This is a genomic window from Noviherbaspirillum sp., assembly GCF_036563305.1.
Lineage (GTDB): Bacteria > Pseudomonadota > Gammaproteobacteria > Burkholderiales > Burkholderiaceae_D > Noviherbaspirillum.
In genome coordinates this window covers 82,596-94,937 of sequence record NZ_DATCMQ010000014.1, presented here as the reverse complement: position 1 = coordinate 94,937, position 12,342 = coordinate 82,596, and the positions used below count along the sequence as shown (strand labels likewise).

At 66.2% G+C, this 12,342-nt stretch carries 10 protein-coding genes; 9 read left to right on the top strand and 1 reads right to left on the bottom strand.

Going from position 1 to position 12,342, the window contains the following annotated elements; all coding sequences use genetic code 11:
* The first annotated feature begins 47 nt into the window (after positions 1-47).
* Positions 48-722 carry a prepilin-type N-terminal cleavage/methylation domain-containing protein gene (locus VIM12_RS13230; protein WP_331942122.1) on the top strand — a complete coding sequence of 225 codons (675 nt, stop codon included), beginning with the start codon at positions 48-50 and terminating at the stop codon, positions 720-722.
* Between the two features lie 71 nt (positions 723-793).
* On the opposite strand, the gene VIM12_RS13225 is transcribed toward VIM12_RS13230, so the two are convergent.
* Positions 794-1,666: a hypothetical protein gene (locus VIM12_RS13225; protein WP_331942121.1), complete on the bottom strand. Its 873-nt coding sequence runs from the start codon at positions 1,664-1,666 to the stop codon at positions 794-796.
* A 735-nt stretch (positions 1,667-2,401) separates the two neighbouring features.
* Between VIM12_RS13225 and VIM12_RS13220 the strand changes: the two genes are divergently transcribed.
* From VIM12_RS13220 to VIM12_RS13185, 8 genes are all read left to right on the top strand, one after another.
* A complete protein-coding gene (locus VIM12_RS13220; RefSeq protein WP_331942120.1) occupies positions 2,402-3,133 on the top strand; it encodes a GntR family transcriptional regulator in 732 nt (243 codons plus the stop codon).
* 39 nt (positions 3,134-3,172) lie between these two features.
* On the top strand, positions 3,173-3,958 hold the full coding sequence (locus VIM12_RS13215) for an ABC transporter permease (RefSeq protein WP_331942119.1): 786 nt from the start codon (positions 3,173-3,175) through the stop codon (positions 3,956-3,958).
* Between the two features lie 34 nt (positions 3,959-3,992).
* On the top strand, positions 3,993-4,802 hold the full coding sequence (locus tag VIM12_RS13210) for an ABC transporter ATP-binding protein (RefSeq protein WP_331942118.1): 810 nt from the start codon (positions 3,993-3,995) through the stop codon (positions 4,800-4,802).
* A 31-nt stretch (positions 4,803-4,833) separates the two neighbouring features.
* Positions 4,834-5,826 carry an ABC transporter substrate-binding protein gene (locus VIM12_RS13205; RefSeq protein WP_331942117.1) on the top strand — a complete coding sequence of 331 codons (993 nt, stop codon included), beginning with the start codon at positions 4,834-4,836 and terminating at the stop codon, positions 5,824-5,826.
* A complete protein-coding gene (locus VIM12_RS13200; RefSeq protein WP_331942115.1) occupies positions 5,823-7,493 on the top strand; it encodes a GMC family oxidoreductase in 1,671 nt (556 codons plus the stop codon). Before VIM12_RS13205 ends, VIM12_RS13200 begins: the two co-directional genes overlap by 4 nt.
* Before the next feature lie 9 nt (positions 7,494-7,502).
* On the top strand, positions 7,503-8,939 hold the full coding sequence (locus tag VIM12_RS13195) for an aldehyde dehydrogenase family protein (RefSeq protein WP_331942114.1): 1,437 nt from the start codon (positions 7,503-7,505) through the stop codon (positions 8,937-8,939).
* The gene (locus VIM12_RS13190; protein WP_331942113.1) at positions 8,936-10,105 is read left to right on the top strand and encodes a mandelate racemase/muconate lactonizing enzyme family protein; all 1,170 of its coding nucleotides are present in this window, start codon (positions 8,936-8,938) and stop codon (positions 10,103-10,105) included. Before VIM12_RS13195 ends, VIM12_RS13190 begins: the two co-directional genes overlap by 4 nt.
* A 566-nt stretch (positions 10,106-10,671) precedes the next feature.
* The gene (locus VIM12_RS13185; RefSeq protein WP_331942112.1) at positions 10,672-12,297 is read left to right on the top strand and encodes a ShlB/FhaC/HecB family hemolysin secretion/activation protein; all 1,626 of its coding nucleotides are present in this window, start codon (positions 10,672-10,674) and stop codon (positions 12,295-12,297) included.
* Positions 12,298-12,342 lie beyond the last annotated feature (45 nt).

Genomic DNA, 12,342 nt, shown 5'->3' with positions numbered 1-12,342 from the left:
GTTGCCATGGGTCACTACCGATACCAAGAATTCATACAGGGGGTTTTATGCAACACGCAAGGAACAAGGCACAGGGTTTCACCCTGGTCGAAATCGCGATCGTCCTGGTCATCATCGGCCTGCTGCTCGGCGGCGTGCTGAAGGGGCAGGAGATGATCGAGAACAGCCGCATCAAGGCTGTAGTGAACGACATGAACGGGGTTTCGGCTGCGTATAACGCCTACTTCGACCGCTATCGTGCGCTGCCGGGCGATGAGGCTGCCGCAACGATGACCGCGCGCGGTTGGGCCGGCACGCTCGGCGGCGACGGTAACGGGGTCCTCGCAATTGCACCGGCGGACGCGTTTCTTAATACCGGTGAGCAGGCGTCGATGTGGCGCGCTTTGCGCGCGTCCGGCCTGGCCACTGGCGATCCGACCTTACCTGCCGCTCCCGCAAGTCTTCCGCGTGCAGGGAATGGCGGGCTTCTCGCCGTAGCGCTGGGTACCTACGGAATGGCTGGCCCTTCGGTTTGCGTGTCCGGCCTGACACACAAGCAGGCTGCCGGCGTGGATGTCGCCGTTGACGGCGCCCTCCCTGCCAACAATATCGGCAACAATGCGGGATCAGTCCGCGGCGCCAACAACGCGGTTGCTCCGCTCGCACCTGCCGCTGCCGTTGCCGGGGGCGCCGCCTACAACGAGAACGCCGCTACCTTGTGGACCCTCTGCCGCCGCATGTAATCCTCTTCGGCAGCAAGACAAAAACCGGGCCCTGCCCGGTTTTTTTTCGTGTGTGGCGACAGGCGTCGCGACTATGCCGGTCCAGCTTGTTCCTGCCGTCCCCGCGGTACGCCTCGTCGAGGCGCTCGCAACAGGGTGCCGGTCAGGTACTCGATGAAAGGTAGCGTCCTGTGTTGATTCTCCTTGGAGAATCCGGGCAGGCACTGGAGCTCGTTCCGGATCGTCGCTCGCTCTTCTTGTGAGAGCGCGCCCACCTCGTCGAAGGTCGCTACCGTCCTGCCCAGCGCAACGCTGAAGACGTGCTTGAGCGCAGCCTCTATCTCCCGGGAAGGGGTAGGCTCATGGACAACCGTTCTCTCCTCCAGCTGCTGCAAGAACAACATGACGTACGCAAAGTTCGGCGACATCTCCCCGGTTGCCGTCCAGGCTCTGCCGGCACTGCTTTCCGCATTGAAAAAGCGCGCGAAGGCAGCCCTGTTGCCCGGCAGCTCAAGGGTATTGAACCTGTCATGCAAACCCAGTGCGGGACCGGTGCGCGGGATGGGATTATCGGCGAACTGAGTCGAGGGCCGGTTCCGGTCATTGTCAAAGCGCAAATCGATCCCGGTCAGATGCCTGACCAGGTCCTTGATGCCGACGCTAATCTTCTCCTGTCCCGTGCCAAAGGCGCCAAATGAGGCAGTCAGTCGTTCGACGCACCGTCTGCTGGTTTTCGCATCCGGCGCCTGACGGGATCCCTCGTGCAGGGCTTGCAGGGACGGGGATAGCACGCGGTGCAGCAGTTCGGACGGCGCACAATTCTTCTCTTGCGCCTTGCTCTTCAGTACGGCATAGAACTGCAGCGCGGCCTGAAGGTGTCTGACGGCGGTGCCGGGATGGAGGAAGCCAGGCTCGATGCCGCAGGCCGCGGATTCCTGCCTGGCGGCGTCGAGCAGGCGTTGCATGACTGTCCGGACGTTTTCGGGAAGCGGGTCGATCTGCCGCTGCAGACTTTCAATGGAAAATCTCGTTCGCCTGGGCTGAGGCATACGCGAACCGGGTATTGGGGGAGGCCCGACGTCGGCCGCCCGCGTCCGGCTGCGAGCATCCTCTCCGGCCTGGCGCGGGGCCGAGCCTGAGCCCGGCGGGCAAGCCCGTCCGCCGCGGGTAGGGAAAGGCGAATAAATTTCGCTTGCTTGACTGGCGTTTTGGCCTGCTTCTTCCGTCGGATCCACGGCACCTTGCGCGTGCGGTATTTTCGCCGCGCGCGGAGAGTCGGCCCTGCTTCTGCCTTGCGGCGGCGACGGCGTACCTTGATACAGCCGCCGTTTCGTGCCCCGTTCCCCCACCTGCAACGCTGTACGATCTTGCGGACCGGTCTCGCTGTGCGACGCGGCGGCGCTGCCAGCGGCAACGCTGGCGATCGCATTTGGTCCCGCCCGAAGGGCTGGTCCGGCTGGCGCCGCGGCACTCACGGGCGGCCATGGGCTGCAGATTTGATGGAGGTCCATTTGTCAGGCATGAGGTTCACACAGTAGCCTTTGGTGGTTCCCCCGGGTGATGCGGTTCCCGCCGACACGCAGGTCGTGCCGATGTCGTTTCCCGCATAAGCAAACACGAAAAAGTCGCTTGCCTTTCCTGCTTGTGCTTATTAATATAACTTTATGCACAACGGGCAAAACATTTTCCAGAACAGCCGGATGCCGCTCTACCTCCAGGTGGCGGCGCTGATGCGCCAGAAGATCCAGAACCAGCTCTGGCGGGTCGGCGAGCAGATCCCGACGCTGGACGAGCTGGAGAAGGAGTACCAGGTCTCGCGCATCACGCTGCGCGCCTCGCTGGACCAGCTGGAGGAGCAGGGCATCGTGCGCCGGACGCGGGGTCTCGGCACCTTCGTGGTGAAGGACCTGTCGGACGAGCGCTGGTTCAAGCTGGCGAACACCTTCGACGAACTGGTCTCCACCGTGGCCGACCTGAAGATCCGGCTGCTGCATCTCGACCAGGAAGAGCATCCGCTGGTGCCGGCCTTCGCGTTCGGCCGCGTCGCCAAGGCGTATCACCGGGTGCGGCGGGTCCACTATCACAACGAGGTGCCGTACTGCCTGATCGAGATCTACCTCGAAAAGAACACCTATAAGCGCGACCCGGAGGCCTTCGACCGCGCGCCGGTGGTGCCGACGCTCGCCGCCATGCCGGATGTGGAGATCACGGCGGGCAAGCAGATCATGCGCATCACGATCTCCGACGAGGAGACGGCGAGCCAGCTCAACATCGGCATCGGCGACCCGGTGGCCGACGTGTGCCGCGCCTTGCTCGACCAGGACGGGCAGGTGGTGTACTACGCGCATATTCAGTATCCCGCGCGGATGATCCAGGTCGAGACCGACCTGTTTCCACCTGCGCGCAAACCAGCACGGAAGCGCGCTCGCTAAGAGGCGCGCCCGGCAAGCCGACCAAGGACGGAGACAACGATGGCAAACGGCAGCAAACGCAAGACGCAACTCGGCGACCTGGGATGGGCCGCGGTTCCCTTCCTGTTCCTGATCGGGGTCTGGTTCGGACTCAGGGCGACCGGATTGATCAATCCCACGCTGCTGCCGTCGCCGGCCGCGGTGTTCGAGGTCTTCCTGCGCTCGGTCACCGAAGGCGACCTGCTGGTCAACATCGGCATGTCGGTCCAGCGGGTCCTGGCCGGCCTGGTGCTCGGCATGCTGGTCGCGGTTCCGGTCGGCTTCCTGGTCGGCTGGTACAAGCCGGTCAGGCGTTTCGTCGATCCGCTGATCAATTTCTTCCGCGCGCTGCCGCCGATCGCGCTGATCCCGCTGGTGATCGTGTATCTCGGGATCGGCGAGGTGGCGAAGATCGCGATCCTGTTCTACGCGTCCTTCTTCGCGGCGGTCATCGTGATGTACGAGGGCATGACCCAGATCAGCCCCGTCTACATCCGGGTCGCCAAGACGCTCGGCGCCACCGACATGGAGATCTTCCTGAAGGTGATGGTGCCGATGACGGTGCCGCACATGCTGACCGCGCTGCGCGTCGCGCTCGGCGTCGCCTGGGCGACGCTAGTGGCCTCGGAGCTGGTGGCCGCGCAGCAGGGGCTGGGCGCGATGATCCAGAACGCATCCTCCTTCTTCGACCTCGGCACGATCTATCTCGGCATCATCTGCATCGGCACGCTGGCGCTGTCGATGGACCTCATCCTGCGCAAGATCTCGAAGCGCATGGTGGCCTGGCAGGACAAGGTGGAAGGCTGAGCGCCTGCCCGCACCGTACAAGGAGACCCGTCACATGCAACAGAACACCGAACGTATACGCTTCGCCAACGTCTCGATGCAGTATCCGACACCGAACGGCACGCTCGACGTGGTGAAGGACATGTCCTTCAGCATCAACCAGGGCGACTTCGTGTCGCTGGTCGGGCCGTCAGGCTGCGGCAAGACGACGCTGCTGAGCATGGCGGCCGGTTTCGTCAAGCCGACCGCCGGCCGCGTCACGCTCGACGGCAAGCCGATCGAGGGGCCCGGGCCGGACCGCGGTGTGATGTTCCAGGAGTACGGCGTATTCCCCTGGCTCACGGTCGAGCAAAACATCGCCTTCGGCCTGAACCTCAGCCGCAACGCCAGGCTGAGCGCGGCCGAGAAGAAGGCGACCGTCGAGCGCTATCTGGCGCTGATGGGACTGGCCGACTTCCGCCATGCCTTCCCCAAGACCCTGTCGGGCGGCATGCGCCAGCGTCTTGCCCTGGCCCGCACTTATGCGGTGCATCCGGAATTCGTCCTGATGGACGAGCCGTTCGGCGCGCTCGACGCACAGACCCGCAGCGCCATGCACGACCTGCTGCTGGAGGTGCTGCATGCCGAGGGCAAGACCGTGCTGCTGATCACGCATTCGGTCGAGGAAGCGGTCTACCTGTCCAACAAGGTGCTGGTGATTTCGGCGCGCCCGTCGCGCATCCGCGAGGTCGTGGATATCCCCTTTGCCTATCCGCGTCACCGGTCGCTGCAGGAGACGCAGGAGTTCAACAGCATTCGTGCGCGCATCCACGAGTCGGTCATGCGTGAATACGAAGCGCAGCAAGCCCAGGCCCGGGCAGCATAAACCTGACCACACAGACTACGAGGAGACAACCATGGAACGACGTACCTTCCTGCAGATCGCATCCGCCGCGACGCTCACCGCCCTGCAGCCGCAACTTGCGCGCGCGCAGACCACCAAGGTCAAGATCGGCTACCTGCATACGCTGGCCGTCGACGGCCAGATCTGGCTCGCCGATTCCATGGGACTGTGGAAGAAGGAGGGACTGGAGCCGGAATTCATCCGCTTCCAGACCGGCCTCGAGCTGTTCCAGGCCATGAGCGGCGGCAGCATCGACGTGCTGTCCACCGGCGCGGTCCTGTCCAATTTCCCGGCGCGCGGGCAGGGCAAGGTGTTCCTGATCAACGACGTGGAATTCGCGACGGCGCAGTTGTGGGTGCACCCGGACATGGGCATCAACAAGATCGCCGACCTCGCCGGCAAGAAGATCTCCACCACCACGGGTACGACGGCGCACGTTTTCCTGGACAACGCGCTGCGCGCCAACGGCGTCGATCCGAAGAGCGTGGAGCTGGTCAACCAGCGCATGCCGGATGCGGTCACCGCCTTCATCTCCAAGGCGGTGCCGGCGGTCGCGCTGTGGGTGCCGTTCAATATCTCGATCCGCAACCGGGTCCCGACCGCGAAGAAACTGGTCGACGCCTCGGCGTTCTATCCAAAGGCGGCGATCGTCAGCGGCTGGGCGGCTCGCAACGACTACTACGACAAGAACAAGGACACGCTGGCCCGCATCATCCGCGTCTGGTCGCAGGCCAATGACGCGATGATCAAGAACCCGGACCAGGCCATCGATACGCTGCAGAAGAACTACTACAAGGACGTGCCGCTGGCCGACCTGAAGGAACAACTCGGCGCCCAGAAGATGTTCACCGCCGCCGAGTGGTCGAAGATGTACGGCGACGGCACGGTGACCGGATGGCTGCAGCAGGTCACCGATTTCTTCACCGACTTCGCCAAGATTCCGAACGCGGTGCCGGCCTCCAAGTACTTCGACCCGAGCATCTACCTCAATACGGTCAAGTCATGAGCGCCCGCGCAGACGGACTGGAGCGCGGCTACGATTACATCATCGTCGGCGCGGGCTCGGCCGGCTGCGTGCTGGCCAACCGGCTGAGTGCGGACCCGGACGTGAAGGTGCTGCTGCTGGAGGCAGGCAAGCCGAACCGGAATTTTTGGCTGCACCTGCCGGTCGGCTACTTCCGGACGATCTACGACGAGCGCTTCTCGCGGCTGTTCGACACCGAGCCCTGCGAGGGCGCCGGCGGGCGCAACATCATCTGGCCGCGCGGCCGGGTGCTGGGCGGGTCCAGCTCGATCAACGGCCTGCTGTACATCCGCGGCCAGCACCAGGACTACGACGACTGGGCGCGGCTGGGGGCGGAAGGCTGGGACTACCAGTCGGTCCTGCCGTTCTTCAGGCGCTCGGAAGGCTATGCGGGCGGCGAGGGACCGTACCACGGCGGCAGCGGGGAGCTGGGCGTGTCCGACCTGCGCAACGACCATCCTTACTGCCGCGCCTGGCTGGCGGCGGCCCAGCAGTATGGCCTGCCGTTCAACCCGGATTTCAACGGCGCGACGGAATACGGGGTGGGCGCCTACCAGCTTACGCTGCGGAATGGCTGGCGTTCGAGCGCGGCCGCAGCCTTCCTGAAGCCGGTGCGGCATCGTCCCAACCTGACGGTGGTCACCGAGGCGCACGTCAGCCGCGTGCTGTTCGAAGGGGCCAACGCGGTTGGGGTCGAATGGACGCACCGGGGCGCGCTGCATCGCACGCCGGCCGATGCCGAGGTGATCCTCAGCGCCGGCGCGATCCAGTCGCCGCAACTGCTGCAGCTCTCCGGCATCGGGCCGGCGTCGCTGCTGCGCCGGCACGGCATCGGCGTCATCATGGACGCGCCCGAAGTCGGCGAGAACCTGAAGGACCACTACCAGGCGCGCACCATCGTGCGCCTGAAGGAGAAGAAGTCGCTCAACAACGACGTGCGCAACCCGCTGCGCCTGGCGTCGATGGGCATGGAATGGCTGTTCCGGAATTCCGGCCCGCTGACGGTCGGCGCCGGACAGGTCGGCGGCTTCGCGAAAACCGAATACGCCGAGGGCGACCGGAGCGACATGCAGTTCAACGTGATGCCGCTGTCGGTCGACAAGCCGGGCACGCCCCTGCACGACTATCCGGGCTTTACCGCATCCGCCTGCCAGTGCCGCCCGCTGTCGAAGGGCAGGCTGCAGATCCGCTCGGCCGATCCGCTGGCCGCGCCGCGCATCGAGACCAATTACCTGAGCGAGGAGCTCGACCGCAAGGTGCTGGCGGCCGGCGTCGAGATGCTGCGCGAGATCTACCGGCAGCCGGCCTTCCGCGACCTGATTGCGGAGGAGATTCTGCCGGGCGCGCATCGGACCGAACGCGCCCACCTGGAGGAGTTCGCGCGGACCGCCGGCGGCACGGTGTTCCATGCGGTGGGCACCTGCAGGATGGGCAGCGACGACCGCGCGGTCGTCGATCCTGCGCTGCGGGTGCGCGGGGTCGGCAGATTGCGTGTCATCGACGCTTCCGTCATGCCGGAGATGGTCTCCGCCAACACCAACGCCGCCGCCATCATGATCGGGGAGAAGGGCGCCGACCTCGTGCGCAACAGCGGCGTGGCTTCGGTCCGCTCCCTAATGGACAAGCTGGCGCCGGCCCAGCACGCCTGAGGAAACGACATGTATGAATACGGGAATCTGATCGGCGGCGCCTGGGTGGAGGGCGCAGGCGCCGCCTTCTCGACCTGCAATCCGGCGCGACCCTCGCAGCAGACCGGCCGCTACGTCAGCGCCAGCACGGCGCAGGTCGGCCAGGCAGTGGCGGCAGCCGCCCGCGCGCAGGCGGACTGGCGGCGGGTACCGGCCGTCGAGCGCGGGCAGCTGGTGGAGAAATTCATTGCGGCGCTGCAGGCGCGCGGGGAGGAGATCGCGCTGGCGATCACGCGCGAGCAGGGCAAGCCGCTGGCCGAGTCGCGCGGCGAGATGGCCAAGGCCTGCGGCGAGGCCCGCTTCATGATCGGGGAAGCATCGCGCTCCCTCGGTACGGTGATGCCGACTTCGCGCGCCGGCTTCAGCAACCAGGTCACACGGCGCCCGCGCGGCGTGATCGCCGCCCTCACGCCCTGGAACTTTCCGATCATGACGCCGATGCGCAAGATTGCGCCAGCGCTGGTGTTCGGCAATGCGGTGATCCTCAAGCCGTCGGAATTCACGCCCGCCGCCGCCTGCATCGCGGCGGACGCGGCGCGCGGCATCCTGCCCGACGGCCTGTTCCAGCTGGTGCTGGGCATGGCCGACGTCGGCCAGGCGCTGGTCTCCGATCCCGGTGTCCAGGGCGTCACCTTTACCGGCTCGGTCCCGGTGGGCCGGAAGATCTACGCCGCCGCCGCCGCAAACCTCACCGAGGTGGCGCTCGAGCTGGGCGGCAAGAACGCCGCCGTCATCCACGACACCGACGACATCGACCACTGTCTCGACCAGATCGTCGCGACCGCCTACCAGTGCGCCGGCCAGCGCTGCACCGGCATCAGCCGGGTCATCGTGCATGCGTCCCTGCATGCGCGCGTCTGCGAGGGGCTGGCGGAGCGGGTCGGGCGGCTGCGGCTGGGAGAGGGCACCGCCGACGGCGTCACCATCGGGCCGATGACGAACGCCGCACAGCTGGCGAAGGTCGAGGCCATGATGCAGGCCGGCGTGGCTGAAGGCGCCGCCGTGCTGACCGGCGGCCGCCGCGCGACGGTGGAGGGCTGCGAAGGCGGCTACTTCTACCAGCCGACTGTTCTCGCCAATGTCGCACCGGGCATGTCCGTGGCGCAGGAGGAGATTTTCGGGCCGGTGGTCTGCATCCTGTCCTATGCCGCGCTGGACGATGCGTTTGCCATCCTCAACGGCGTGGAGTTCGGGCTGACGTCGGCCCTGTTCTCGAACGACCAGCGGGTGGTGCGTCGCTTCATCGAGGAGAGCGCGACCGGCATGCTGCACGTGAACCACGGCACCATCCCGGAGAACCACATGCCCTTCGGCGGCATCAAGAACTCCGGCGTGGGCGCCTACTCGGTCGGTCCGAGCGCCGCCCATTTCTACACCACCGAACATGCGGTCTACGTGAAGGCATGAGCAAGATGCATCCAATCCCGCCGCTACAGTCGCTCGCGCCGCTGCGCCTGGCAAAGGTCGAGGCGCTCGTGTTCCGGGCGCCGGTCGCCGACCCGGTACAGACGTCGTTCGGCATCATGTACGACCGGCCCGCCGTGCTGGTGCGCATCGAGGACAGCGAAGGGGCTGTCGGCTGGGGCGAGATCTGGTGCAACTTCCCCGGCGTCGGCGCCGAGCACCGCGCGCGGGTGCTCGAATCCTGCGTCGCGCCGATCCTGCTCGGGCAGGCATGGGACCACCCGGGGCAGGCGTTCGAAGAGCTCGGCCGCCGCCTGCGGATACTGGCGATCCAGTCCGGCGAGCCCGGCACCATGGCCCAGGCCATCGCCGGCGCCGACGTGGCGTTGTGGGACCTCACGGCGCGCCGGGTGGGCCAGCCGCTGTGGCGGCTGTTCGGCGGCGGCCCGAAAGTGCGTGCGTATGCATCGGGCCTCAGTCCCACCGCGCCGGAAGTGCTGGCGGCGGCAAAGCGTGACGAGGGCTATCGCGCCTTCAAGCTGAAGGTCGGCTTCGGTGCCGAACGCGACCTCCACAACCTGCGCACGTTGCGGGAGCTGCTCGGCCCCGGCGCGCCGCTGATGGTGGACGCCAACCAGGCGTGGTCGCCGGCGGTCGCGGCGGCCATGAGCGAAACGCTGGCGGCGTTTTCTCCGGTCTGGCTGGAAGAGCCGATCGCCGCCGACCATCCGCTCGCGGACTGGCAGCAACTGGCGAAGCAGTCGCCGATCCCGCTCGCCGCCGGCGAGAACATGCGGGAGGAGGAAACGTTTGCAGTCGCCATCGGCTCCGGCGCCTTCAGCGTGATTCAGCCCGACCTTGGCAAATGGGGCGGCTTCAGCGGTTGCCTTCCGGTCGGGCGCATCGCGGCGGATGCAGGCAGGATGTTCTGTCCGCACTGGCTGGGCGGCGGCATCGGGCTTGTCGCCTCCATGCACCTGCGCGCGGCGCTTGGCGAGGAGGGCTATGTCGAAGTCGATTCCAATCCGAACCCGCTGCGGGACATACTTGCTGCGCCTGCACTGGCGTTGCGCGACGGGGTGGTGGAACTCGGTGAACAGCCTGGCCTGGGAGTGACGCCGGATCTGGACGCGGTGCGGGAGTTTCGCAGGCCGCATCGCTACGACTGACTCCCCGTCGTCCGTAGCTGGCTTCAAAGGCCTGGCGCGAGACGCGGGATGGCGGCCAGCGCGACGCGTCGGCGGCGCTGCCTGGGTCGTCACGACCGCGTCGCCTCCTGCTGCCGCAATGCCTGTATCGCGCGCGTCGCCGGCTGCGCACGCGATCGAGTGCAGTGCTATCCCTACATAAACCCGCTCGGCTGCGCCGCGTGCAGCGGTTCGGTGGCGCGCCGCCCCCCTTCATCCTCCAGGCGTTCTACCGCAGGTTATGCGGCCTTCGTTACTTGTCGTCTACGCGGAAGGGGATGCGAAAACGCGCGTGCGTCGTTGCCTCGCGCATGCAGGAAGTGACGGGTAAGCGAAAAAGCTGCCCTACGTATTTTCCCTGTCAACGCTTTCCAACATTTCGTAACATTTTTTTGGCACTGACCGTTTCCATCGGGTAATCTTGCTTACTATCAACTCCCGGTCATCGCCTCAACCCCGCGTCGACCAGGCCTCCTGATTTCCTGCGCCCCCACCTTGCGCAAGCAGCAGAAACACGCAGTTCCTCCACGTACGAATACGAACCCGACATGCTTTTCCGACTGAAACCGTCAGTGATCCTGACCGTGATGGCGCTCGCCCATCAAGCCCATGCCCAGCAATTGCCCGATGCGAGTGTGCTGTATCCCGAGACGCAGCCGCGCCTGGCGCCGCCGCCTGCATCCCCGGCGTTCAAGCTTGACGGGGGCGCCCTGCCGGCCGGCCGGCAGGGCGGCGAGAAGTTCGAACTGAAGGAAGTGCGCTTCCAGGGCAATACCGTGCTGCCGGGCGCGCGGCTGGAAGACGCGGTGCGCCCCTACATCGGCAAGCCGGTCGACCTGGCCGGCCTGCAGGACGTGGCCAACGCGGTGAGCGCCGCCTACCGGGCCGCCGGCTACCCGTTCGCGCGCGCCTACCTGCCACGGCAGGACGTGGCGAACGGCGTCGTCGTGCTGGACGTGGTCGAAGGGCGCTTCGGCGAGGTGGCGGCGACCGTCGGCGACGGAAGCGCGCAGCGCACGAGCGCCGAGGCGCAGGCCTACCTCGGTACGATGAAGACCGGCGAGGTCATGGCGGCCGCGGAAATCGAGCGCGCCGCGCTGATCATGAACGACCTGCCCGGCTATACCGCGATCCCGATCGTGCGCCCCGGCGCAACCCTCGGCAGCGGCGACCTGGAGATGCGGCTGGTGGAAGAGGAGCGCCTGCGCGCCTCCGTCGGCGTCGACAACCACGGCAGCCGCTACACCGGCCTGTACCGGACACGCGTGGACGTGGCGCGCACCCGCAATGTCGTCTTCGGCGACGAGCTGCGCCTGACCGGCCTGCTCACCGACGGCAAGACCGGCATGGTGCATGTCGGCTACGGCCTGCCGCTGATGCCCAACGGCCTGCGCATGGACCTGTCGGCCGTACACAGCCAGTATGAACTGACCGGCGGCTGGATGACCGGCGAGGGATTCAACGGCAAGGCCGATATCGTTTCCAGCCAGGTCAGCTATCCGGTGCTGCGCTCGCAGTCCGCCAATCTGTCGCTTGCCGCCGCCGCGCAGCACAAGCGCTACACCAACGAAATCGGTGCGCGCGAACGCTATAACGTCAATGCCCTGCCGCTGACGATGAACTTCGACGTGCGGGACCAGCTCAACGGCGGCGGCCTGACCTACGGCGCACTGGCGGTGCAGGCAGCGCGCGTCGGCAACGACAACATCGACAACCCGGAGCGTGACCGGGAGTTCAGCAAGCTCAACCTCGACCTGGTGCGCGTGCAGCGCATCACGGACCGGGTGCAGGCAAGCATCAAGGCGTCCGGCCAGCACACCGACGACAACATCGATTCCACGGAATTCATTTCCATCTCCGGCCCGTATGCGGTGCGCGCCTTTCCCATCGGGGAATTCAGCGGTCATCGGGGCTGGTCGGCGCAGGCAGAGGTCTCGTACAACCTCCCGCAATACCATCTCGCACCCTACCTGTTCTATGACGAAGGCCAGGCCGTCAACACGACCACCAGGCTGCGCCGCACGCTGGCCGGCTACGGCATCGGCGCGCGCTACGCGCATGACGGCTGGGGCGTCGATCTGGTCGCTGCATGGGCCAGGACCGGCAAGCCGTCCGAGGTCGAGCCGCATGAAAGCGGCGCCCGCTTCTGGGTATCGGTCAGCAAGCGCTTCTAAGCGCGGCGCCGACAGCACTTCACCTATATCGCATACATCTAAAGG

What these genes read in the sequence shown, in the direction of transcription:
- VIM12_RS13195 (WP_331942114.1), top strand. Translation starts at nt 7,503, where the DNA reads ATGTATGAATACGGGAATCTGATCGGCGGCGCCTGGGTGGAGGGCGCA.
- VIM12_RS13190 (WP_331942113.1), top strand. Translation starts at nt 8,936, where the DNA reads ATGAGCAAGATGCATCCAATCCCGCCGCTACAGTCGCTCGCGCCGCTG.
- VIM12_RS13185 (WP_331942112.1), top strand. Translation starts at nt 10,672, where the DNA reads ATGCTTTTCCGACTGAAACCGTCAGTGATCCTGACCGTGATGGCGCTC.
- VIM12_RS13215 (WP_331942119.1), top strand. Translation starts at nt 3,173, where the DNA reads ATGGCAAACGGCAGCAAACGCAAGACGCAACTCGGCGACCTGGGATGG.
- VIM12_RS13205 (WP_331942117.1), top strand. Translation starts at nt 4,834, where the DNA reads ATGGAACGACGTACCTTCCTGCAGATCGCATCCGCCGCGACGCTCACC.
- VIM12_RS13225 (WP_331942121.1), bottom strand. Translation starts at nt 1,666, where the DNA reads ATGCAACGCCTGCTCGACGCCGCCAGGCAGGAATCCGCGGCCTGCGGC.
- VIM12_RS13220 (WP_331942120.1), top strand. Translation starts at nt 2,402, where the DNA reads ATGCCGCTCTACCTCCAGGTGGCGGCGCTGATGCGCCAGAAGATCCAG.
- VIM12_RS13200 (WP_331942115.1), top strand. Translation starts at nt 5,823, where the DNA reads ATGAGCGCCCGCGCAGACGGACTGGAGCGCGGCTACGATTACATCATC.
- VIM12_RS13210 (WP_331942118.1), top strand. Translation starts at nt 3,993, where the DNA reads ATGCAACAGAACACCGAACGTATACGCTTCGCCAACGTCTCGATGCAG.
- VIM12_RS13230 (WP_331942122.1), top strand. Translation starts at nt 48, where the DNA reads ATGCAACACGCAAGGAACAAGGCACAGGGTTTCACCCTGGTCGAAATC.